The sequence below is a fragment of the Arthrobacter sp. K4-10C genome, assembly GCF_059090085.1.
In genome coordinates, this window is record NZ_JBNHFI010000002.1 from 343,798 (window position 1) to 364,701 (window position 20,904).

The following is a 20,904-nucleotide window of genomic DNA, read 5'->3' on the forward strand; positions in this document are numbered from 1 at the left end:
CTAGACAAGTGACTAGCACCGATGCAACCGCCGCCGGCCCGGGCCGTGCCGGGGTCTGGAACCTTCCCAACATCCTGACCATGCTCCGCATCGCGCTGGTGCCATTCTTCGTCTGGTTCCTGATCGCGGACGCCCCCGGTTTGCGCAGCGAGTCCGGGCTGTGGCGCTGGGCGGCGGTGCTGGCGTTCGCCGTCGCCATTTACACGGACAAGCTCGACGGCGACATCGCCAGGAGCCGGAACCTCGTCACGGACTTCGGCAAGATCGCCGACCCCATCGCCGACAAGCTCCTTATCGGCTCGGCGCTGGTCATGCTGTCCCTCCTCGGTGAGCTGCCCTGGTGGGCTACGCTCGTCATCCTGGTCCGGGAATGGGGCATCACCGGACTGCGGTTCTTCGTGATCCGCTACGGCGTCATCCCGGCCTCCCGGGGCGGCAAGCTGAAAACCGTTGTGCAGACCGCGGCCATCTTCCTTTACCTCCTCCCGCTGGGCGCCTTCGCGCCCTGGCTGGCCTGGGTCGCCTTCACCGTGATAATGGCAGCCGTGGCCATTACGGTCTGGACCGGCGCCGAGTACGTTATTGAAGCCCTGCGCCTCCGCGCCAAGGGCAAGCAGCAGGCCCGCGGCAACAGCGGACAGGAGCAGCCATGACCAACCTCCACCACCTCGCCGCGCAAGCAGTCCGGCAGGCCCTGGAAGCGGGGCGCACGGTAGCCTCCGCGGAATCACTGACCGCGGGTATGGTGACGGCGGTCCTGGCGGATACCCCGGGCGCGTCCGGCATGCTCCAAGGCGGCGTGGTCGCGTACCAGAACTCCGTCAAGGAGTCGGTTTTGAACGTTCCTTCCCACCTGTTGGCACGTGCGGGCTCGGTGGACGGCGACGTCGCCCGTGCCATGGCCGAGGGGGCCCGAACTGTAATGGGGGCGGACGTTGGCCTTTCCACCACCGGCGTTGCCGGACCAGACGCGCATGACGGCAAGCCGGTAGGCACCGTGTACATTGGGGTGGCTACCGCCGCCGGTACGTCAGCCTTCGAGTACTCGTTCGACGGCAACCGGGCAGAAATCCGCGGGCTGGCCTGTGGAGCGGCCCTCGAGCGGCTACTCGAAGCCCTGTCCTCCTGAGGCGCCTGTCCGCGCACCGGTGCGGCCCGCCTTTGTCCGCAGGAAGTTACCGGGCGTAAAGTTGTCGGGAACAAAAGCCGGTACCGATTAGTTATTACATTGTGTCGCTTCCGAAGAGCGGAGGCGCCTAGGATGAAATGACCACGACGGTTCGCTTGCGGGCGGACCGGACCAATGAGGGAGCAAGGCGATACAGATGGTAAAGCAGCCCGTATCCGTAAACGGCGTTGTCCGCTGGAAGGATGTGGGCCTCGCCGATCAGGCTAAGAGCGAACAGAAGGAGCGCAAGATGGTTGTACTTCGTCACGAAATCGGTGATGTCCTGCGCGATGTCCGCCAGCGTCAGGGGCGTACGCTCCGTGAAGTTTCGCACAGCGCCCGTGTCTCCCTCGGTTACCTCAGCGAAGTGGAACGCGGCCAGAAGGAAGCGTCATCGGAATTGTTGTCCTCGATCTGCTCGGCACTCGATGTTCCGTTGTCCAGCATGCTCCGCGAAGTCAGTGACCGTGTGGCAGTAGCCGAAGGCGTTGCTGTTCCGGACACCGTCCCGCAGGAATTCTCCCAGCGTTACGGGCGCGACCTTGAGCGCGACCTTGACACTGAGCTCAACGGCGAACTCTCGGACGGCCTTCTCTCCGGCGCCCGCTAACGGCAGCCCCTGGCCCGGCAGCGGGCCCTGGAACGCAGGAAGCCTCCCGGCCGCAGGCCGGGAGGCTTCATGTTTTCCTTGCAGGCGCCGTCGCCTGTGGTCAGTCTTCCTGGCCGGCCACGGCCTCCGGTGCATCCTTGGGGAAGCCGTCCCGCTCGTAAGTGGCATTCAGCTTCGCCATGTAACGGGCAAGCTCCTGGAGGTCCTGCACCGGCCACTCGCCCAGGCGTTCCCGGAAAACCTGGCGCCGGGCATCCTGGACCTGGTGCATCTTCTCCTCGCCCTTGGTTGTGAGCCGGATTGACTGGGCGCGCCCGTCCAGCGGGTCAGCTTCCTTCGAGACCAAACCGATGCTTTCGAGGAACGCGATCTGCCGGCTCACAGACGGTTTGCCCACGCCGATGCTCATGGCCAGCTCGGTCAGCCGGATAGGGCCCTCACGGCGGATGACGGTCAGCAGGCCGTACGCTGCCGGTTCCATGTCTGGATGGACCTGCCGGGACAGTTGGTTGGTGATGGCGCGCCCCCGCCGCCAGAAAAGGGTGAGCTGGTGTTCAACGTTTTTCAGCGCAGCATCGGCTGTGGCGTCGTCGGTGCCGGGGTCCGGCAGGGCATCGGGGGAGTTGCTCATGGCAACAATTCTAGGGTCCCCGGCCGTGAGAGAATTTTCTGATGCGATTGAGTGACTACTGGCGGCTGATGGACGACGAGTTTGGCGCCGGCTACTCGCGTGTGCTGAGCAGCACCCTGGTTCTCGCAGGCGTTGGCGGCAGGACCGCGGACCAGGCGCTGGCCGCCGGGATCGAGCCGCGCAAGGTGTGGCTGGCCGTCTGCGACGTCCAGGACGTTCCCGCCGAACGGCGGCTGGGCCGCGATATCAAGCCACTGCGGGACTGACAGGCCAGTTTCCCGGCCGATTCCCCTATTTCCCCTGACACGCCGGGCAGCTGTTCGAATACCTGTTCGGATAAAGCTATGCTTTTTCCTAACGGGTTATCCACATAGCCGCCGTCATCCGGCCGGAATGTCAGTGGGTCCCCTTAGCGTCAGAGATGACCAAGAAACGGCCGCGAAGGCCACCATTGAGAAAGCATTAGAGGTGTCAACCATGGCGGCAGCCCCGGATCGTGCAAAAGCGCTGGAAGCAGCGCTGGCCCAGATTGACAAGCAGTTCGGCAAGGGCTCGGTCATGCGCCTGGGCGATGAAGTCCGCGCCCCGATTGAGGTCATCCCCACCGGCTCCATCGCCTTGGACGTCGCCCTGGGAATCGGCGGACTGCCGCGCGGCCGCGTGATCGAGATCTACGGACCGGAATCCTCCGGCAAGACCACCGTTGCCTTGCACGCGGTGGCAAATGCCCAGCGCGCCGGCGGCATCGCAGCCTTCATCGACGCCGAACACGCACTGGACCCGGACTACGCCGCCAAGCTCGGTGTGGACACTGACGCCCTCCTCGTCTCGCAGCCTGATACCGGTGAGCAGGCGCTGGAGATCATGGACATGCTGGTTGGATCAGGATCCCTGGACGTCATTGTCATCGACTCCGTGGCCGCCCTTGTGCCCCGCGCGGAAATCGAAGGCGACATGGGCGACAGCCACGTCGGCCTGCAAGCCCGACTCATGAGCCAGGCCCTGCGCAAGATCACCGGCCGGCTGAGCCAGACCAAGACCACCGCCATCTTCATCAACCAGCTCCGCGAAAAGATCGGCGTTTTCTTCGGTTCCCCGGAAACCACCACTGGTGGTAAGGCGCTGAAGTTCTATGCCTCCGTCCGCATCGACGTGCGCCGTATCCAGACCCTTAAGGAAGGCGCCGATTCGGTGGGCAACCGAACCAAGGCCAAGATCGTCAAGAACAAGATGGCCCCACCCTTCAAGGTGGCAGAGTTCGACATCATCTACGGCCAGGGCATTTCCCGTGAGGGCGGCATCATCGACATGGGCGTTGAGCACGGCATCATCAAGAAGTCGGGGTCCTGGTTCACCTACGACGGCGACCAGCTGGGCCAGGGGATGGAGAATTCGCGCCGGTTCCTCCGCGACAACCCGGAGCTTGCGGCCGAGCTGGAGCGGCTGATCAAGGAGAAGCTCGGCGTCGGTGTGAAGCCGGCGGAACCCGAGTCCAAGGATGCCCCGAAGCTGAAGGCAGTCGACGGGTTCTAGCAGTTGACCGGATTTGAACGGGAGCGGCCCCGGAGCAACGGGGGCCGCTCCCGGCGGACCCGCGATGCCAGCCCTGCACCGGGCGAGCCGGGCGGGTCCGGAGACCCCGATGCACCTAATTTTGGTGACCCGGAGCCCGATCCTGTTTCCGTTGCCCAGGCCATCGTCTACCGCCAGTTGACTGCCTCTGCCAAGAGCAGGCTCCAACTCGCCCGCAAACTGGCAGAACGGAACATTCCCGAAGACGTCGCCGAGGCAGTCCTGGACAGGTTCCAGGAAGTCCGCCTCATCGAGGACGCCGAATTCGCCGACATGTGGGTCCGAAGCCGCTCCCAGTCCCGAAAGCTGGCCAAGGGCGCCCTCCGGCGCGAGCTCGCCGAGAAGGGCATCGACCAGGAGACGGCCACGGCTGCCCTGGACCAGCTGACGGACGCTGACGAGGAAGCCGCTGCCCGCACCCTGGTGGAGCGGAAGATCCGGCCCGGCATGGACCTCGCGGACCGCGCTGAACGCGACAAGGCAGTCCGGCGCCTGGCGTCCATGCTCGCCCGCAAGGGCTACCAGCCCTCCCAGGCGTTCCGGATTGTGAACGAGGTCCTCGAATCCCGCGGTGTCCCCGACTCCGGCTAAGGCAAAATTTCCGCACTTGTAACAGCCGGTACCCTTAATAGGTGAGTTTGACCATTCCTTCCCCCTTTTCCGGTGCCCGGTCCTCCGAGGAGAACGGGCCCGTTCCGCAGGCTGCCGGCGCACTCAAGCCACGTACCTACCAGGTGCGTACTTTTGGCTGCCAGATGAACGTGCACGACTCTGAGCGCATGGCGGGCATGCTGGAGGATGCCGGCTACGTCGCGGCAGAAGGCGAACAGGCGGACGTGGTGGTGTTCAACACCTGTGCGGTCCGTGAGAACGCCGACAACAAGCTCTACGGGAACCTCGGCATCCTGGCGCCGGTCAAAGCCGCCAATCCCGGCATGCAGATCGCGGTCGGGGGATGCCTGGCCCAGAAGGACCGGGAGACCATCCTGAAGAAGGCGCCCTGGGTGGACGCCGTCTTCGGTACCCATAACGTGGGCGCCCTGCCCGCACTGCTGGACCGCGCACGCCACAACAATGAGGCGCAGCTCGAGATCCTGGAATCCCTGGATGTCTTCCCGTCCACCCTTCCCACCAAACGCGACTCCGTCTACTCGGGCTGGGTATCCATCTCCGTGGGCTGCAACAACACGTGCACCTTCTGCATCGTCCCGGCCCTCCGCGGCAAGGAAAAAGACCGGCGGCCGGGGGACATCCTGGCGGAGATCCAGGCCCTCGTGGATGACGGCGCCATCGAGGTCACCCTGCTGGGACAGAACGTCAACTCCTACGGCGTGGAATTCGGGGACCGCCAGGCATTCTCCAAGCTCCTGCGCGCCTGCGGCGAGATCGAGGGCCTGGAACGGGTGCGATTCACCAGCCCCCACCCCGCGGCTTTCACCGATGATGTCATCGACGCCATGGCGGAAACGCCCAACGTCATGCCGCAGCTGCACATGCCGCTCCAGTCCGGCTCGGACAGCATCCTTCGTGCCATGAAGCGCTCCTACCGGTCCACCAGGTTCCTGGGCATCCTGGACAAGGTCCGCGAGAAAATCCCGCACGCTGCGATTTCGACCGACATCATCGTCGGCTTCCCCGGGGAAACCGAGGAGGACTTCCAGGCCACCCTCGACGTCGTGGCGAAATCCCGCTTCGCCACTGCCTTCACCTTCCAGTACTCCAAGCGGCCCGGCACGCCGGCGGCGGACCTGCCGGACCAGCTGCCGAAGGCCGTGGTGCAGGAGCGGTTTGAACGGCTGACGGCCCTGCAGGACCGCATCGCCGCGGAAGAGAACCACAAACAGCTTGGCCGCCGGGTGGAAGTGATGGTCACCGCGCAGTCGGGACGCAAGGCGGAGGCAACCCACCGGCTGTCCGGCCGCTCCCAGGACCAGCGTCTGGTGCACTTCTCCGTTCCGGACGGTTCGCCCGCACCACGGCCGGGCGACCTCGTTACGGTGACCATTACTGGGGCTGCCGCGTTCCACCTTGTCGCCGACCCCACCCCGGGGGATTACAGCCTGCGCCGGTCGCGCGCCGGCGACGCATGGGACAGGTCGCAGGCGGACTCGTGCGGAGCCCCGGCACCCGGTGCAGGACGGGGCGGCAAGGGCGTCTCCCTGGGCATGCCCGCTCTGCCTCTGCGCACCCGCTGACAGGTGGATAACCCGCCAGTCATCGCCGTCGTCGGTCCCACCGGTTCAGGCAAGTCGGACCTCGCGGTCAGCCTTGCACTGGAGCTGGACGGCGAAGTGATCAACGCCGACGCCATGCAGCTCTACCGGGGCATGGACATCGGAACCGCAAAAATCACCATGCCCGAACGCAGGGGAGTGCCGCACCATCTCCTGGACATCCTGGATGTGACGCAGGAAGCGAGCGTCTCCGGGTTCCAGCAACAGGCCCGTCAGGTCATCGACGTCATCCACGCCCGCGGCAAGCGGGCCATCCTGGCCGGAGGGTCCGGACTCTACGTGCGTGCCGCGCTGGACGTCCTTGACTTCCCCGGGACTGATCCGCAGCTGCGCCAACAGCTTGAGGCGGATTTGGATGCGTCCGGCACTGCCGCGATGCTGTCCAGGCTGCAGGCCGTGGATCCCGTGTCGGCGGCCCGGTTGTCCGACGACCGGCGCATCATCCGTGCACTGGAGGTCCACCAGCTCACAGGCCGTCCGTTCAGCTCCTTCATGCCCCGGCGGGAGTACGTCCGGCCGGCCGTGCAAATCGGCCTCGCGGTTGACCGTGAGGCGCTCCGGGAGCGGCTGGCCGGGCGGGTGCACGCCATGGTGGACAAGGGACTGCTGGCGGAAGTCCGGCACCTGGATGCGCAGGGGTTGCGGCAAGGGAAAACGGCGTCCCGGGCGCTCGGTTACTCCCAGTTCCTGCAGGTCATCGACGGTGAAGCAACTGTGGCAGAGGCAGCGGAGAGCACCATCGTGGCCACCCGCCAGTTCGCACGCCGACAGCTCACCTGGTTCCGGGCCGACCCCCGGATCAGCTGGCTGGACTGGCAGGACCCGCAACTGGTTGGCCGTGCCGTTGAACTATGCCGCTGACGCCTCCCTGCGGACGGCCGGTTTTCCGCCTGCCGGACGCGCCGGTAATCTTGGAGGCATGGATGCAACCCTCGCAGAGTCCACCGGGCCCGCCTTCCGCACGCTGGGCGGGCTCCGCTTTTCCAAGGGGCACGGAACGGGCAACGACTTTGTCCTGGTGGCCGATCCCGAGGGCGAACACACCATTACCCCTGAGCAGGTTGCAGGTTTGTGCGACCGGCACCGTGGCATCGGCGGGGACGGCCTGATCCGCGCCGTCCCCTCACGCCTGCTCCCCGAAGGGCGCGACCTGCTGTCCACCGTCCCCGAGGCCGAGTGGTTCATGGATTACCGGAACGGCGACGGCTCACTGTCCGAGATGTGCGGCAACGGCGTACGCGTTTTCGTCCACTTCCTCAGGGCGGTAGGCCTGATCGACCTTGCCGACGGCGGGGCGCTGACCATCGGCACCCGCGGCGGGGCCAAGACAGTGGTCCGGACGGGCGACGATTACGCCGTGGACATGGGGCCCTGGGAGTTCATCTTCCCCGGCGAAGCGGCGGCCAAGGCCATGGACTCACTGGTCACCGCGGATGGACTGGAGGTCCCGCGGCCCGCGTTGTCCGTGAGCATGGGCAACCCGCACACAGTTGTGGCCCTCGCTGAGCTCACGGAACTTGCGGGAACCCGCCTCTTCACCGCGCCAGCCGTTGAACCCGTCCCGGCCAACGGCACCAACGTGGAGTTCGTTGTGCCGGCCGAACCGCTCGTCCATGACGGCGTGGGTTCAGTCACCATGCGCGTCCACGAGCGGGGTGTCGGCGAGACCCAGTCCTGCGGCACGGGAGCGTGCGCTGCCGCCGTCGCCATCCGCCACTGGGCAGGGGCCGAGGCGCCGGACACATGGCGCGTACACGTCCCGGGCGGAGTGGTGGGCGTGAAGTTCTTCCCCGGACCGGGCGGCCACGAGCATGTAGAACTCAGCGGCCCCGCAGTGATTGTGGCTACCGGGACGCTTTCCTGACCTTCAGGATCCGGAAGGACTTGGACGTGGACTCGCGGGTCACGCTGAAGGAATCGTCCAGTTCCGCCGCCAGCCAGCGCTGGAGGGAATCCGATCCCAGGTTCTTCTGCACCACCAGCCACGCCGTTCCCCCCGGTGCCAGCCGCGGCAGCCACAGCTTCAGCAGCGAGTGAAGCTCGTCCTTGCCGATCCTGATGGGCGGATTCGACCAGATGGTATCGAAGCGCACGTCCGGGTCCACGGCCTCAGGCGCGCTGGCAACGACATTGGACAGCCCGAGTGCGGCTGCGTTTTCGTTGGTCAGCGTGATGCAGCGTTCGTTGACGTCCACGGCGTAGACCTGCGAGTGCGGTGCCCGCAGTGCCATGGTGAGCGCGATCGGACCCCAGCCGCAGCCAATGTCCAGCAGGTTGCCGGTGGGGGCAGGCGCCGGTACCTCGGCAAGGAGGACAGCCGTCCCCTTATCGATGCCGTCCGGGCTGAAGATGCCTGCGGAAGTCTGCAACCTGCGCGTTTCGCCGGCGAGTTCAACCGTCAAGGGCTTTCGGGTGAAGGGGCCGGCGGGGGATGCGCTGAAATAGTGTGCGGACTCCATAACTGGCCAGAGTAGTTCCCCTTGCAGCGTAATGGGAAACTGCGCCGGGGGACCCTCTGCTAGGGTTGAGGGCATGTTCCTGATCTTCGAGTAGCCGGCACGGGCTCCGCCCGTCCCGAAGCCATGTCCCACGGCGACGCAGGTTTTAACCACCTTCCGCTTGTGCACCGGCCCAGACGCGTCCTGTCTGCTCCGGCAGCCGGACAATACTCGAAAGTCAGCACCCCGCTGGTCATTTCGCCGATTCTCCGGCACGTCCCGTTTCGCCGCCCCTCCATGGTGCGGCACAGTCGCCGCCCCGTATCCCAGCTGGCCGGCGCCGAACATCCAAGGAGAACCGCATGACCGCAGGCCCTCAGCCCAGCGCGAATACTTCCCCACAGACCAGCATTCGGCACTATTCTGGAACTGCCGAACCTTCAAAGGAGACCATGACCACCCAGCCCAACACCGGATCAGATTCAGCCGCCCAGGACATGAGCCCTGCGGAAATCCAGGCTGTGATCGACCGGATTCTCTCCAAGGACGTACCGGCCAGGAATCTCAGCACGCCCCGCGGAGAAGAACGCGGCAACGGCAAGCCCGTGCTGGGCACGGCCCAGGCGATCTCCCGTTTGGACGAAGAGCACACCACCTACGACGGTGACCAGCAGGACCTTGAAGAACGCCGCGCCCTGCGGCGCACGGCGGGTCTCTCCACGGAACTGGAAGACGTTACCGAGGTCGAGTACCGCCAGCTGCGCCTGGAGCGCGTGGTCCTGGCAGGCCTCTGGTCCGAGGGGACCCTCGCCGACGCCGAAAACTCGCTGCGTGAGCTTGCAGCACTCGCCGAGACTGCCGGTTCCGAGGTTCTCGACGGCCTGGTGCAGCGCCGGGACAAGCCGGATCCCGGCACGTTCCTGGGTTCCGGCAAAGCCCTGGAACTCAAGGACATTGTGTTGTCTACCGGGGCGGATACGGTGATTGTTGACGCCGAACTTGCCCCGTCCCAGCGGCGCGGCCTTGAAGACATCGTCAAGGTCAAGGTCATCGACCGCACGGCGCTGATCCTGGACATCTTCGCCCAGCACGCCAAGAGCCGGGAGGGCAAGGCCCAGGTCGAACTGGCGCAGCTCGAATACCTCCTTCCCCGCCTCCGTGGCTGGGGTGAGTCGATGTCCCGCCAGGCCGGTGGCCAGGTGGGCAGTGCCGCCGCCGGCATGGGCTCCCGTGGTCCCGGTGAGACGAAGATCGAACTGGACCGCCGGCGCATCCGCACGCGCATGGCCAAGCTGAGGCGCGAGATCGCCGCAATGAAGCCAGCCCGCGAGACCAAACGCGCCAACCGCCGTCGCAATGCCGTGCCGTCCGTGGCCATCGCCGGGTACACCAACGCGGGCAAATCCTCGTTGCTCAACCGGTTGACGGACGCGGGTGTCCTGGTGGAGAACGCCCTGTTCGCCACGCTGGATCCCACAGTGCGCAAGGCTGAAACGGCCGACGGGCTGGGGTACACCCTGGCGGACACGGTCGGCTTTGTCCGGTCCTTGCCCACCCAGCTTGTCGAGGCATTCCGCTCCACCCTGGAGGAGGTGGCGGACGCCGACCTCATCCTGCATGTGGTGGATGCCTCACACCCGGACCCCGAAGGCCAGATCGCAGCCGTTCGCAAGGTCTTCAGCGAGGTGGACGCCCGCAAGATTCCAGAGATCATCGTGCTGAACAAGGCCGACGCCGCCGATCCCTTTGTGGTGGAACGGCTCAAGCAGCGCGAGCCGCGCCACGTTGTGGTCTCGGCCCGTACAGGTGAGGGGATCGCGGAACTGCTCAGGGTGATCAGCGAATCCATCCCGCGGCCCAGCGTCAAGATGGCACTGCTGATTCCGTACAACCGCGGCGACCTGATCAGCAAACTGCACGAATCCGACGCTGAAATCATCAGCCTTGACCACGTCGAGGCAGGGACCCGGGCAGTGGCCATGGTCCGGGAAGGCCTCGCCGCCGAACTGGAACCCTTCGCCAGCGATGACTGACCTCGTGGCTGGCGAAGCCACGGACACGGCCGGCGAGCAGTTCGTCATCGGGCTGCTCGACCGGGCCGTTGCCGCAATGGGCGGACAGAGCCGTACCGGGCAGCACGAAATGGCCCGGCAGGTGGCCCGCGCCATCGGGACAGGGAACCACCTGCTGGTTCAGGCCGGAACCGGCACCGGCAAGTCCCTTGCCTACCTGGTCCCGCTCATCGCCCACGCGCTCCAAAGCAACAAGCCGGCCCTGGTGTCCACCGCAACGCTGGCACTGCAGACGCAGATCGTTGGCCGGGACCTGCCCCGGCTCCTCAAAGCGATCACGCCTGCCCTGGACCGGCCCGTGAAGGTGGCACTGGTCAAGGGCCGGTCGAACTACGTGTGCCGGCACAAGCTTGAAGGCGGGTTCCCGTCGGAGGAGCCCGCGGAGGGCCAGCTGTTTTCACTGGGGGAGGACACCAGTGTTCCCCACTTCGCTGCTGCCGTCGGCGGCCCCTCGTCGCAGCTTGGCAAGGAAGTGGTGCGCCTGCGCGAGTGGGCGGAAAAGACTGCCACCGGTGACCGTGACGAACTCCTTCCCGGCGTGACGGACCGCGCCTGGCGGCAGGTCTCGGTCACGTCCATGGAATGCCTGGGATCACAGAAGTGCCCCCTCGCTGAGGAATGTTTCAGCGAGCTGGCTCGCCAGGATGCGGCAGAAGCCGACGTCGTGGTTACTAACCACGCCATGCTGGCCGTCAGCGCCTTCGAGGGGCTTGCGGTCCTGCCCGAGTATGACGTGGTGGTGGTTGATGAGGCCCATGAGCTGCAGGACCGGGTCACGGGAGCCGTCACGGGCCAGCTGTCGGTAGCCATGGTGCACGCCGCTGCGTCCAGTGCGCGTAAGCACACGGCCATCACCGTGGACGCCCTCAACGCCGCCGCCGCAAACCTTGAGCTTGCGCTGGCGGGAATGCCGAACGGGCTTCTTCCCAACGGCTTGAATGACGAACAGCTGGACTGCATCGACCAGTTGCGTGAGGCCAGCCGTGCGGCTCTGTCCGATTCCAAGGGGGACAGCAGTACAACGGCCGACGGCGGCAGGCAGCTTGCGCGGTCACGTCTGATGCTCATCCTGGAACTGTGCGAGCGGCTCCTTGCCGCCCGCGAGAACAGGGAAGTGGTGTGGTTTTCCCGCGCCAGTTCGTTCGATCCCGGCCAGGGGTATTCGCAGCCGGATGAGTCGGCGCCGGTGCTGATCAACATCGCGCCGCTGTCCGTGGCCGGAAGGCTGCGCGATGGCCTTTTTGCCGGTCACACAGTGGTCCTGACATCCGCCACGCTGGCCATCGGCTCCGCCTTCGAACCGACCGCCGGAGGGCTTGGCCTGGTGGGGGACGGTGCACCCGCGTGGACCGGCGTGGACGTGGGATCGCCCTTCGATTATCCGAAACAGGGCATCCTGTACGTGGCTGGCCATTTGCCCAAGCCCGGCCGCGGCGCGTCCCCGGAGTCGCTGGCTGAGCTGGAGGCCCTGATCCGCGCCTCCAGCGGCGGAGCGCTGTGCCTGTTCTCCTCGCGGCGTGCAGCCGAGGAAGCGGCCGAGGCCCTGCGCCCCAAGCTGGACATGACGGTCCTGTGCCAGGGCGATTCCACCATGACCGCATTGGTCAAGCAGTTCGCCGATGAGCCCGACACCTGCCTGTTTGGAACCATGTCCCTTTGGCAGGGAGTGGACGTTCCCGGCGGGTCGTGCCGGCTGGTGGTCATCGACCGGATCCCGTTCCCGCGGCCCGACGATCCACTCATGACAGCGCGTTCGCGGGCGGTGGCGCAGGCCGGTGGCAACGGGTTCATGTCGGTTTCGGCCACCCACGCCGCCATCCGGCTGGCGCAGGGTGCCGGCCGGCTGATCCGGTCCACCGGTGACAAGGGAGTAGTGGCAGTTCTGGATTCCCGCCTTGCCACCGAACGCTACGCCGGGTTCCTGCGCGCCGCCCTGCCCCCATTCTGGGCCACGACGGACCGGGAGACCGCCGTGGCAGCCCTCCAAAGGCTGGCGCGGGAGGCCAACTAAAAAGACGGCACCGTCGCCGGGAATCCGGGAAGGTGCCGTCTTTTTCGAAGCGTTGCTGTACGCGCCCTGATTCTCCTAGAGCGAGCGCAGGACCGAGACCACTTTGCCCATGATGGTGGCGTGATCCCCAAGTATTGGTTCGTACTGCGTGTTCTGCGGGAGCAGCCAGGTATGGCCATCACGCTGGCGGAAGGTCTTCACCGTGGCCTCATCGTCGAGGAGTGCTGCCACAATATCGCCATTTGCGGCATCCGCCTGGCGCCGGACCACCACCCAGTCGCCGTCGCATATGGCGGCGTCCACCATGGAATCACCCGCCACCTTGAGCATGAACAGCTCGCCTTGTCCCACCAGCTGCCTGGGAAGCGGCATGACGTCCTCCACCAGCTGGTCTGCCAGGATGGGACCGCCGGCGGCGATCCGGCCCACCAGTGGCACCATGGCGGTGTCGACGGCGGTGGGCAGCTCGGTCACCGTGGCACCTTCGCGGGCCAGGGAAACCGGTGGGTGGCCGGCTGTGGTCGCCGCCCCGCCGTCCAGGGTAAGTGGCGTGAGCACCTCCATGGCGCGGGGACGCTTCGGGTCCCGCCGCAGATAGCCCAGCTTTTCCAGCTGCGAGAGCTGGTGCGTAACGCTGGACAGGCTGGCAAGCCCCACGGTGTCGCCGATTTCGCGCATGGACGGCGGGTAGCCGTTGTCGTTGACTGAGCGCTGGATCGTTTCGAGGATTTTTTTCTGCCGCGGAGTCAGGCCCTTGGCGGTCCTCTTCGGCTGCGGGGTTGCCCTGCCCCCGGTGGCTGCTGCTGCCATATTCGCCAATGCCTTTCGGTTGCCACCGGGCTTTCAACGGCTCCGGACTGCGTGACTCGCCCTCATTGTCAGACCCTGCTGGTCAACTTCAGGGGTGGTTCTTTTCTTGTTTCAAAGCTAGGCCAGCCACCTTGCTTTTTCAAACATTTGTTCTAGCGAGTCTCGACAATATTCGTTGATAGGTGCTAAAACTAAGAGCGCAACATTCGAACAAGTGTTCTACTGCGAACTGCGGTATTCGAATACGAAACCGGAATGTCAGTGGTGGGTGGCAGGGTGAGGCACGAACAGCACCTCGCTTCGGTTTACGCAGGTCGCTTCGGTTGAGGCCGCCACACTTCGGTTCAGCAGCACGGTACGGTCCAGGAGGGCTCAGACATGTCAGCTATATCCGCTTCTCAGGCCAAGGTTCCGCATGTCCGGCAGGCGCCGCGGCAGGGCCGGCCGGAGACCCCGGGCAGTCCGGCGCCCCTGCCGCCGTTGCGCCTGACCCGGCGGGGGAAAATCGTCCTGATCGGGATCCCGCTCATGCTGTTGGCGGCCCTGCTGCTGTCCCTGACAGGCTTTTTCAACTCGCCGGCCAAGGCATCGGATGCACCGGAGGATCTCGCCGTTACCCCCACTGTCACCGTGACTGTCCAGCCTGGGGAATCCCTGTGGGCCATTGCCGGTGCTGTCGCGCCCGAGCGCGACGCCCGCGATGTTGTTGCCGATATCGTCCAGCTGAACAACCTTTCCGCAGGGGCTGTTTTGCCCGGCCAGCAGCTGTTCGTTCCCACCCACTAGGCCCGAAGCTGGTGTGCATGCCCGCCGCGGACGCGGTCTGTCACATTTTCCGGTCCCCGGAACGGCCACTAAACTGTTCAGGTGAATGACCAGCTAGAGCGTCTGAACCGGCTTCCCCTCCGCAGCAACCTCCGCGGGCTGACCCCCTACGGGGCGCCCCAGCTGGACGTTCCCATCCTTCTAAATGTCAACGAGAACTCCCACGGAGTGCCGGCTGACGTGCGGGCGGCCATCACGGCGGCAGTGGCTGAGGCCGCCACCGGTCTCAACCGGTACCCGGACCGGGAGTTCACCGAGCTGCGCAAAGCGTTGGCGGAGTACCTCGGTCACGGACTGGACGAGTCCAACCTGTGGGCCGCCAACGGTTCCAACGAGGTGCTTCAGCAGATCCTCCAGGCTTTCGGTGGTCCCGGCCGCACAGCCCTGGGTTTCCCGCCCACGTATTCCATGTACCCGCTGCTCGCAAGCGGCACGGATACCGAATACATCAAAGGTGAACGCGCTGACGGCTACGGGCTGAGTGCCGAATCCGCCGCCCGCCAGGTGAAGGAGCTGCAGCCCAATATCGTCTTCCTCTGCTCGCCCAATAACCCTACGGGCACTGGCCTGGGGCTGGACGTGGTGGAAGCCGTCTACGAGGCCGGGGCAGAAAGCCAGACCATCGTAATTGTTGACGAGGCCTACCACGAGTTTGCCCATGACGGCACGCCGAGTGCACTGACCCTCCTGCCGGGCAGGGAACGGCTGATTGTTTCCCGCACCATGAGCAAGGCCTTCGCCCTTGCCGGGGCCCGTCTCGGCTACATGGCGGCTGCCCCGGAAGTTACGGATGCCCTCCGCCTGGTCCGCCTTCCGTACCACCTGTCTGCCGTCACGCAAGCCACCGCCCTGGCCGCCCTGCAGCACCGTGACGCCCTCATGGCCGACGTTGAGGACATCAAGGGTCAGCGCGACCGCATAGTCTCCGAATTGACGCGGATGGGCCTCAAACCGGCGGCCTCGGACTCCAACTTCGTTTTCTTCGGCGGACTGGAGAACCCGCACCAGGTCTGGCAGGAACTGCTGGACGCGGGCGTGCTGATCCGCGATGTCGGAATCCCCGGGCACCTTCGTGTCACAGCAGGCACTGAGACCGAAACCACAGCATTCCTCACGGCCCTGGAAAGCATCCTTGCCAGCCAGGCCGCGCTTCCCGCCTAGACTTGGACTACCGGCGCTGAACGCCTTTGAAACACTCCTTCCCGCTCAAAAAGGACACCAGACCATGAGTTCCACCGGATCGAACACGGCTGCGGCCCGGACTGCGCGCATGGAGCGTGCCACCAGTGAGTCCTCCGTGCTCGTGGAGATCAACCTTGACGGTACCGGCATCTCGGACATCGACACGTCCGTGCCCTTCTACGACCACATGCTCACGGCGCTATGCAAGCACTCGCTCATCGACATGACGGTGAAGGCTACCGGTGACATCCATATCGATGTCCACCACACCGTGGAGGACGTCGCCATCACGTTCGGTGAGGTGCTGCGCACCGCCCTGGGGAACAAAGCCGGGATCCGCCGGTTCGGTGAAGCCACCGTTCCCCTGGACGAAGCGCTGGCCCACGCCGTCGTGGACGTGTCAGGCAGGCCCTACCTGGTGCACGGCGGCGAGCCCGCCGGCCAGGAGTACCACCTGATCGGCGGCCACTTCACAGGCTCCCTGACCCGACACGTTTTCGAAGCCATCACGCTGCACGCCGGCATCTGCCTGCACATGAACGTCATTGCCGGCCGGGACCCGCACCACATCGTGGAAGCCCAGTTCAAGGCGTTCGCCCGCGCCCTGCGCGCCGCCGTGGAACCGGATCCCCGTGTGGAAGGCATCCCGTCCACCAAGGGCGCGCTGTGAGCGGCCAGGTCCTGAAAGACGGCGCCATTATCGATCCGTCCGCTACCCGGAAGCTGCCTTCGCCGGAGGGAAAGCCCACCGTTACGGTGCTCGACTACGGTTCGGGGAACGTGCGCTCAGCCGTGCGCGCCCTGGAACGGGCAGGCGCCGAGGTCATCCTCAGCGCAAAGCCAGAGGATGTCCTGAACGCCGACGGCCTGGTGGTTCCGGGTGTCGGCGCCTTCGAAACGGTCATGCGTGAGCTCAAGGCCGTCGATGGCATCCGCCTCATCGGCCGGCGCGTTGCCGGCGGCCGGCCCGTCCTGGGGATCTGCGTCGGCCTCCAGGTGCTTTTCGAGGCAGGAGTCGAACACGGCACCGAAGCTGAAGGCATCGGGGAATGGCCCGGAAAAGTGGAGCTCCTGCCGGCCGACGTTGTGCCGCACATGGGCTGGAACACCGTGAAGGTGCCGGAGGGGTCAAAGCTATTCGCCGGCGTCGAGAACGAGCGTTTCTACTTCGTGCACTCCTACGGCGTTCAGGAGTGGAACTTCGACGTCATCCAGCCGCGCATGGCGCCGCCGTTGGTCACCTGGTCCGAACATGGTGCCCCGTTCATCGCGGCGGTCGAAAATGGCCCGCTCTGCGCCACACAGTTCCACCCCGAAAAATCCGGGGACGCCGGCGCGCGCCTGCTGCGAAACTGGGTGGATGCGCTGCACCGGCCGGCTGCCGAACCGGTTTCCGGCAGCCAGGCAGATCCGGCCGGCGGCGACGCCTAGATGTGGTCCATTGTCCTGATGGGGCTTGCCGGACTTTTGGTGGGCGGCGCCCTGTCCTTCCGGCAGCAGCAGAAGCCGCTGTGGACCCAAATCTCGTTCTATGTCCTGGCGGGCATGTCCCTGCTTGCCGCCTACCTGCTGACGCTGCCGGGCAGCTGACCGGCCTCCCAGCTATTTCCCGTTCCCAACACTGAGGATGAACATGACCACCGCAAACGATCTGCCGGTTCTTGAACTGCTGCCCGCCGTTGACGTCGTGAACGGGCAGGCCGTCCGGCTGGTCCAGGGGGAAGCGGGCAGCGAGACGAGCTACGGCACCCCGCTGGAGGCTGCCACGAACTGGCAGCAGCAGGGCGCGGAATGGGTGCACCTGGTGGATTTGGACGCCGCCTTCGGACGCGGATCAAACGCCGAACTCCTCCGGGAAGTGGTGGGCCGGCTGGATATCAAGGTGGAACTGTCCGGCGGGCTGCGCGACGACGAAACCCTTGAGGCCGCCCTTGGCCTGGGTGTTGCCCGCGTCAACCTGGGCACCGCCGCGTTGGAGAATCCCGAGTGGACACGGCGGGTCATTGAACGCTTCGGCGACAAGATCGCCGTCGGCCTTGACGTCCGCGGAACCACCCTGGCGGGCCGCGGCTGGACCAAGGAAGGCGGGGACCTCTGGGAGGTCCTTGGCCGCCTTGAGGAGGCAGGCTGCTCCCGGTACGTCGTCACGGACGTCACCAAGGACGGCACGCTGCAGGGGCCGAACGTTGAACTCCTGCGCCAGATGGTGGAAAAGACGGGGAAGCCCGTGGTGGCTTCCGGCGGCATCTCCAGCCTGGACGATCTGAAGGTCCTGCGCTCCCTGGTTCCCCTCGGCGTTGAAGGCGCCATTGTGGGCAAGGCGCTCTACGCGGGCGCCTTCACGCTGCCTGAAGCCCTCGACGTCGCCGGCCGCCGCTAGGCGCACGGGACGGGAAGCAGCCGCGGCATGGCCAGCGATCAACCAGGCACACCCCCACCACGCCAACTGCCGGGGCATATTGCGGCCGCGCTGGCAGGGGCCGGCGGAGCCGCGGATTCGGCCGGACGGCCGTGGGCCGGCCGCAGCCTCGCCGGTGACGACGCCAGGATCCACAACTTCGAGGACGACGACGGAACGGCCGACGCCGGGTACCTCGCCGCGGTGGCGGCGCTCCGGGCAGGTACAGGCGATGAAGCGTCCGTCGTCGCCTCCCTTGCCACCGCACGGGTCTTCATCCCCATCGTGGCCCAGCTTGCCGAGGAGGAGTCGGCCCATGGCCTGCAGGCCGACAAGCAGGCGGACATGGCCCTGGTCACCCTCAGAGCCGCGGACGGCAGGACCGCCATGCCTGCGTTCACGTCCGCCACGGCGCTTTCCGCCTGGCATCCGGACGCCCGGCCGGTAGCCGTGTATGCGGCCCGTGCGGCCCTCTCCGCCGTAGCCGAAGGCGCTGAACTCCTGGTCCTGGACCCCGGAGCCGAGGTTACCTTCGTGGTTCGCCGGCCCGCCGTCTGGGCCCTCGCGCAGCAGCATGACTGGATCCCCTCGTACACGGACGGGGAGCTCGCCGCGGAAATGGGCCGGGCAGCCGGGGGTTTTCCCGCTGTCCGGCACCTCGAACTTCTGCCCGGCAGGGGAGTGGCTGCCCTGGCCGCAGATGGAACAACCATTCCGGGCGGTGGAGCGGGACCCGAGCTGCAGGTTGTGCTCTACCTCGAAGACGGCCTGGACGCAGCCGGCGTCCAGCAGCTCGTGGCCGGACTCCAGGCCGAGTGGGCACGGAATGTATTGTTTGGGGAGCGGGTCGACTCAATCGAGATTAAGTTGCGGCGCGCAGCACAATAGCCGGCAGCCAGGCGGGGTGATCCCCCGTTCCGCTGCGGCAGACGTAAGGATCACCTCGTGAATTTCGCCCTCTACCGGGAGCTGCTGGCCATCCGGCCCATCCGTCGGCTGCTCCTCGTGGGCATGATTGCCCGTATTCCCCACTCGGCTGCCGGAGTGCTGCTGACGCTCCACATCGTCCTGACGCTTGGGCAAGGGTACGCCGCCGCCGGAGCCGCAGCAGCCGTCATGACCATCGGCATGGCACTGGGCGCCCCCTGGCGCGGCCGGCGGGTTGATACCGCCGGGCTGCGGAGGGCCCTGATCCCCTCGGTCGTTTCCGAGGCCGTGATCTGGTCCGTCGTTCCGCACGTGTCCTACCAGTGGCTCCTTCCGCTGGTGTTCGTCGGCGGCCTGCTGACCCTTCCCATCTTCAGCGTGGTGCGCCAATCCCTCGGTGTACTGGCCGATGGCGACCAGCGTCGTACCGCCTATGCACTCGATGCGATCACCACCGAAATGGTGTTCATGATCGGCCCGGCCGTGGGCGCCGTGGTGGCAACCAGCGGCTTCACCATGGCGGGCCTGACGGTGGTGGGCCTGGCCACGTCACTGGCCGGGCTCTTCCTTATCTGGTTCAATCCGCCCACGCGCAGTCCTGAACAGGGACCGGAGGGCGTAGCCGGCCAGCGCCACGCAGCCCAGACCGCCGTGGTGTCCGCCGCCCCCGCCCACCTGCAGGAGGCCGCCGCCGGGCTGGGGGCGGCCGGCTCCGCGGCACCGCCGGGCCTGCGCAGCAAAGTCAGCCGCAATTTCGCCTGGTTCACGGCAACCGTGGCCGCACTCTTCGCAGTGGCCGCCGGCGCCGGGATGGTCCTGAGCGGCACCGACGTCGGCATCGTTGCGGCCCTGGAAACAGGCGGCCGGCAAAGCGAAATCGGCATCGTCTTCCTGTTCTGGTGTGCCGCCTCAGTGGTGGGAGGGCTGGTATACGGCGCCATGCACCGTCCGGTGCCGCCGATCCTCCTGCTGCTCGGCATGGCTGCCCTGACCATCCCGATGGGGTTCGCCTCCGACACCTGGACGCTGGCCCTGCTTTCGGTCCTGCCCGGACTGCTGTGTGCGCCGGTGTTGTCCGCAGCGTCCGAGAAAGTGGCGGACCTGGTCTCCGAGGAGCGCCGCGGCGAGGCCATGGGCTGGTACGGCTCGGCCCTCACCGCGGGCATCGCACTGGGTTCGCCGCTCGCCGGGGTGTTCATCGACGTGATGGGTTCCGCGGGCGGGTTCGTGTCCGTGGGAGTGGCTGGCGTGGTGCTTTGCCTGGTGGGCCTGGTTCTCCAGCTCCGCCGCCGGAAAGTCGCTGTCTGAGCTGCCACTCGGCGGGACGGGCCTTAAATTCCGACGGCGGGCCGACCTTTCCTAGGCCGGCCCGCCGTCGCTGGTTGCGGGGGAGGGGGGCAGCCCTAGTTGACGGCCCCGGTGTATTTCTCGCCCGGACCCTTGCCCGGGGCATCAGGGATGAGGGACTCTTCACGGAAAGCAAGCTGGAGCGACCGCAAGCCGTCACGCAAGGGCCCTGCGTGCTGCGAACCGATCTCCGGTGCAGCAGCGGTCACCAGGCCTGCCAGCGCAGTAATCAGCTTCCGCGCCTCGTCCAGGTCCTTCAGGTCCTCGGCGTTGTCCTCTGCGGCAAGGCCCAGCTTGACGGCGGCGGCGCTCATGAGGTGCACGGCGGCCGTAGTAATGACCTCGATGGCCGGTACCTCGGAGATATCGCGGATCTCCTGGGAGACGTCCGCGCCGGCGTCCGCGGAGTCGAAAACGTATGAATTACTGTCTGGCATGCTCATACTGGTAAGCTTGACACAGACCAACTGGATGTCGTTATTTTCAGAGATTGTTCCAACGATCAAGGTTCCCAGCAGCGCTTCCCGGCGTTGACGGGAATTTTTTCTGTAGAATGGCATGCAGTTCGCAAGCGGAGTTCTCTCCCACCCGCGTCAGCCGTTGTTCCGAACATTCTTCCTGAATGCTTCCGGAACGCAAGGTTGCCGGGTACCTGGTTGGGCATGGCACCGGCATTGGC

23 protein-coding genes are annotated in these 20,904 nt (G+C 66.1%); 19 read left to right on the forward strand and 4 right to left on the reverse strand.

Annotated features, from left to right (window positions below; genetic code table 11):
• Positions 1-8: 8 nt before the first annotated feature.
• From pgsA to AC5RUU_RS04265, 3 genes are all read left to right on the forward strand, one after another.
• Positions 9-653, forward strand: coding sequence for a CDP-diacylglycerol--glycerol-3-phosphate 3-phosphatidyltransferase (gene pgsA / locus AC5RUU_RS04255; RefSeq protein ID WP_493973961.1), 645 nt, complete (start codon positions 9-11; stop codon positions 651-653).
• Entirely contained in the window at positions 650-1,129 is a 480-nt protein-coding gene (locus tag AC5RUU_RS04260; RefSeq protein ID WP_493973962.1) for a CinA family protein, read from the forward strand. The genes pgsA and AC5RUU_RS04260 overlap by 4 nt, the downstream gene beginning before the upstream one ends.
• 196 nt (positions 1,130-1,325) lie before the next feature.
• Positions 1,326-1,778 (forward strand): helix-turn-helix domain-containing protein, encoded by a 453-nt coding sequence (locus tag AC5RUU_RS04265; protein ID WP_493973963.1) that lies wholly within the window; start codon positions 1,326-1,328, stop codon positions 1,776-1,778.
• Between the two features lie 100 nt (positions 1,779-1,878).
• Here the strand turns inward: AC5RUU_RS04265 and AC5RUU_RS04270 are convergent, their stop codons facing one another.
• On the reverse strand, positions 1,879-2,409 hold the full coding sequence (locus tag AC5RUU_RS04270) for a MarR family winged helix-turn-helix transcriptional regulator (RefSeq protein ID WP_493973964.1): 531 nt from the start codon (positions 2,407-2,409) through the stop codon (positions 1,879-1,881).
• 41 nt (positions 2,410-2,450) lie between these two features.
• Between AC5RUU_RS04270 and AC5RUU_RS04275 the strand changes: the two genes are divergently transcribed.
• The 6 genes from AC5RUU_RS04275 (at position 2,451) to dapF (ending at position 8,079) form a co-directional block, all read left to right on the forward strand.
• A complete protein-coding gene (locus tag AC5RUU_RS04275) occupies positions 2,451-2,675 on the forward strand; it encodes a DUF3046 domain-containing protein (protein ID WP_009358653.1) in 225 nt (74 codons plus the stop codon).
• Positions 2,676-2,886: 211 nt separating this feature from the next.
• Positions 2,887-3,942 (forward strand): recombinase RecA, encoded by a 1,056-nt coding sequence (gene recA, locus AC5RUU_RS04280; RefSeq protein ID WP_493973965.1) that lies wholly within the window; start codon positions 2,887-2,889, stop codon positions 3,940-3,942.
• Between the two features lie 3 nt (positions 3,943-3,945).
• On the forward strand, positions 3,946-4,572 hold the full coding sequence (locus AC5RUU_RS04285; RefSeq protein ID WP_493973966.1) for a regulatory protein RecX: 627 nt from the start codon (positions 3,946-3,948) through the stop codon (positions 4,570-4,572).
• Positions 4,573-4,613: 41 nt separating this feature from the next.
• Entirely contained in the window at positions 4,614-6,176 is a 1,563-nt protein-coding gene (miaB, locus tag AC5RUU_RS04290) for a tRNA (N6-isopentenyl adenosine(37)-C2)-methylthiotransferase MiaB (protein ID WP_493973967.1), read from the forward strand.
• 3 nt (positions 6,177-6,179) lie between these two features.
• Positions 6,180-7,076 carry a tRNA (adenosine(37)-N6)-dimethylallyltransferase MiaA gene (gene miaA / locus AC5RUU_RS04295; protein WP_493973968.1) on the forward strand — a complete coding sequence of 299 codons (897 nt, stop codon included), beginning with the start codon at positions 6,180-6,182 and terminating at the stop codon, positions 7,074-7,076.
• 58 nt (positions 7,077-7,134) lie between these two features.
• Positions 7,135-8,079 carry a diaminopimelate epimerase gene (dapF, locus tag AC5RUU_RS04300; protein ID WP_493973969.1) on the forward strand — a complete coding sequence of 315 codons (945 nt, stop codon included), beginning with the start codon at positions 7,135-7,137 and terminating at the stop codon, positions 8,077-8,079.
• On the opposite strand, the gene AC5RUU_RS04305 is transcribed toward dapF, so the two are convergent.
• Complete coding sequence (locus AC5RUU_RS04305; protein ID WP_493973970.1) at positions 8,060-8,674, reverse strand: class I SAM-dependent methyltransferase; 615 nt, start codon at positions 8,672-8,674, stop codon at positions 8,060-8,062. The two genes, dapF and AC5RUU_RS04305, sit on opposite strands and share 20 nt — an antisense overlap.
• Before the next feature lie 431 nt (positions 8,675-9,105).
• Here AC5RUU_RS04305 and hflX point away from each other — a divergent pair, with 431 nt between their 5' ends.
• Positions 9,106-10,686 carry a GTPase HflX gene (gene hflX / locus AC5RUU_RS04310; protein ID WP_493973971.1) on the forward strand — a complete coding sequence of 527 codons (1,581 nt, stop codon included), beginning with the start codon at positions 9,106-9,108 and terminating at the stop codon, positions 10,684-10,686.
• Positions 10,679-12,736: an ATP-dependent DNA helicase gene (locus tag AC5RUU_RS04315; RefSeq protein ID WP_493973972.1), complete on the forward strand. Its 2,058-nt coding sequence runs from the start codon at positions 10,679-10,681 to the stop codon at positions 12,734-12,736. Before hflX ends, AC5RUU_RS04315 begins: the two co-directional genes overlap by 8 nt.
• A gap of 75 nt (positions 12,737-12,811) precedes the next feature.
• On the opposite strand, the gene lexA is transcribed toward AC5RUU_RS04315, so the two are convergent.
• Positions 12,812-13,546 carry a transcriptional repressor LexA gene (gene lexA / locus AC5RUU_RS04320; protein ID WP_493973973.1) on the reverse strand — a complete coding sequence of 245 codons (735 nt, stop codon included), beginning with the start codon at positions 13,544-13,546 and terminating at the stop codon, positions 12,812-12,814.
• Between the two features lie 378 nt (positions 13,547-13,924).
• Here lexA and AC5RUU_RS04325 point away from each other — a divergent pair, with 378 nt between their 5' ends.
• The 8 genes from AC5RUU_RS04325 to AC5RUU_RS04360 all read left to right on the forward strand — a co-directional run bounded on the left by AC5RUU_RS04325 (position 13,925) and on the right by AC5RUU_RS04360 (position 20,186).
• Entirely contained in the window at positions 13,925-14,332 is a 408-nt protein-coding gene (locus tag AC5RUU_RS04325) for a LysM peptidoglycan-binding domain-containing protein (RefSeq protein WP_493973974.1), read from the forward strand.
• Between the two features lie 81 nt (positions 14,333-14,413).
• A complete protein-coding gene (locus AC5RUU_RS04330) occupies positions 14,414-15,532 on the forward strand; it encodes a histidinol-phosphate transaminase (protein WP_493973975.1) in 1,119 nt (372 codons plus the stop codon).
• 64 nt (positions 15,533-15,596) lie between these two features.
• On the forward strand, positions 15,597-16,223 hold the full coding sequence (gene hisB, locus AC5RUU_RS04335; protein WP_493973976.1) for an imidazoleglycerol-phosphate dehydratase HisB: 627 nt from the start codon (positions 15,597-15,599) through the stop codon (positions 16,221-16,223).
• A complete protein-coding gene (hisH, locus tag AC5RUU_RS04340) occupies positions 16,220-16,984 on the forward strand; it encodes an imidazole glycerol phosphate synthase subunit HisH (RefSeq protein ID WP_493973977.1) in 765 nt (254 codons plus the stop codon). The genes hisB and hisH overlap by 4 nt, the downstream gene beginning before the upstream one ends.
• Positions 16,985-17,002: 18 nt before the next feature.
• Positions 17,003-17,143, forward strand: a complete 141-nt coding sequence (locus tag AC5RUU_RS04345; RefSeq protein ID WP_493974025.1) for a hypothetical protein — start codon at positions 17,003-17,005, stop codon at positions 17,141-17,143.
• A gap of 43 nt (positions 17,144-17,186) precedes the next feature.
• Positions 17,187-17,933, forward strand: a complete 747-nt coding sequence (gene priA, locus AC5RUU_RS04350) for a bifunctional 1-(5-phosphoribosyl)-5-((5-phosphoribosylamino)methylideneamino)imidazole-4-carboxamide isomerase/phosphoribosylanthranilate isomerase PriA (RefSeq protein WP_493973978.1) — start codon at positions 17,187-17,189, stop codon at positions 17,931-17,933.
• A 27-nt stretch (positions 17,934-17,960) separates the two neighbouring features.
• A complete protein-coding gene (locus AC5RUU_RS04355) occupies positions 17,961-18,839 on the forward strand; it encodes an SseB family protein (RefSeq protein ID WP_493973979.1) in 879 nt (292 codons plus the stop codon).
• A 57-nt stretch (positions 18,840-18,896) separates the two neighbouring features.
• Entirely contained in the window at positions 18,897-20,186 is a 1,290-nt protein-coding gene (locus AC5RUU_RS04360; RefSeq protein ID WP_493973980.1) for an MFS transporter, read from the forward strand.
• A gap of 95 nt (positions 20,187-20,281) precedes the next feature.
• On the opposite strand, the gene AC5RUU_RS04365 is transcribed toward AC5RUU_RS04360, so the two are convergent.
• Positions 20,282-20,668, reverse strand: a complete 387-nt coding sequence (locus AC5RUU_RS04365) for a DUF1844 domain-containing protein (protein WP_493973981.1) — start codon at positions 20,666-20,668, stop codon at positions 20,282-20,284.
• Positions 20,669-20,904: the final 236 nt, after the last annotated feature.

What these genes read in the sequence shown, in the direction of transcription:
- AC5RUU_RS04355 (WP_493973979.1), top strand. Translation starts at nt 17,961, where the DNA reads ATGGCCAGCGATCAACCAGGCACACCCCCACCACGCCAACTGCCGGGG.
- AC5RUU_RS04365 (WP_493973981.1), bottom strand. Translation starts at nt 20,668, where the DNA reads ATGAGCATGCCAGACAGTAATTCATACGTTTTCGACTCCGCGGACGCC.
- AC5RUU_RS04270 (WP_493973964.1), bottom strand. Translation starts at nt 2,409, where the DNA reads ATGAGCAACTCCCCCGATGCCCTGCCGGACCCCGGCACCGACGACGCC.
- AC5RUU_RS04315 (WP_493973972.1), top strand. Translation starts at nt 10,679, where the DNA reads ATGACTGACCTCGTGGCTGGCGAAGCCACGGACACGGCCGGCGAGCAG.
- AC5RUU_RS04275 (WP_009358653.1), top strand. Translation starts at nt 2,451, where the DNA reads ATGCGATTGAGTGACTACTGGCGGCTGATGGACGACGAGTTTGGCGCC.
- AC5RUU_RS04325 (WP_493973974.1), top strand. Translation starts at nt 13,925, where the DNA reads ATGTCAGCTATATCCGCTTCTCAGGCCAAGGTTCCGCATGTCCGGCAG.
- hflX (WP_493973971.1), top strand. Translation starts at nt 9,106, where the DNA reads ATGACCACCCAGCCCAACACCGGATCAGATTCAGCCGCCCAGGACATG.
- lexA (WP_493973973.1), bottom strand. Translation starts at nt 13,546, where the DNA reads ATGGCAGCAGCAGCCACCGGGGGCAGGGCAACCCCGCAGCCGAAGAGG.
- dapF (WP_493973969.1), top strand. Translation starts at nt 7,135, where the DNA reads ATGGATGCAACCCTCGCAGAGTCCACCGGGCCCGCCTTCCGCACGCTG.
- AC5RUU_RS04305 (WP_493973970.1), bottom strand. Translation starts at nt 8,674, where the DNA reads ATGGAGTCCGCACACTATTTCAGCGCATCCCCCGCCGGCCCCTTCACC.
- AC5RUU_RS04265 (WP_493973963.1), top strand. Translation starts at nt 1,326, where the DNA reads ATGGTAAAGCAGCCCGTATCCGTAAACGGCGTTGTCCGCTGGAAGGAT.
- recA (WP_493973965.1), top strand. Translation starts at nt 2,887, where the DNA reads ATGGCGGCAGCCCCGGATCGTGCAAAAGCGCTGGAAGCAGCGCTGGCC.
- priA (WP_493973978.1), top strand. Translation starts at nt 17,187, where the DNA reads ATGACCACCGCAAACGATCTGCCGGTTCTTGAACTGCTGCCCGCCGTT.
- AC5RUU_RS04260 (WP_493973962.1), top strand. Translation starts at nt 650, where the DNA reads ATGACCAACCTCCACCACCTCGCCGCGCAAGCAGTCCGGCAGGCCCTG.
- hisB (WP_493973976.1), top strand. Translation starts at nt 15,597, where the DNA reads ATGAGTTCCACCGGATCGAACACGGCTGCGGCCCGGACTGCGCGCATG.
- AC5RUU_RS04345 (WP_493974025.1), top strand. Translation starts at nt 17,003, where the DNA reads ATGGGGCTTGCCGGACTTTTGGTGGGCGGCGCCCTGTCCTTCCGGCAG.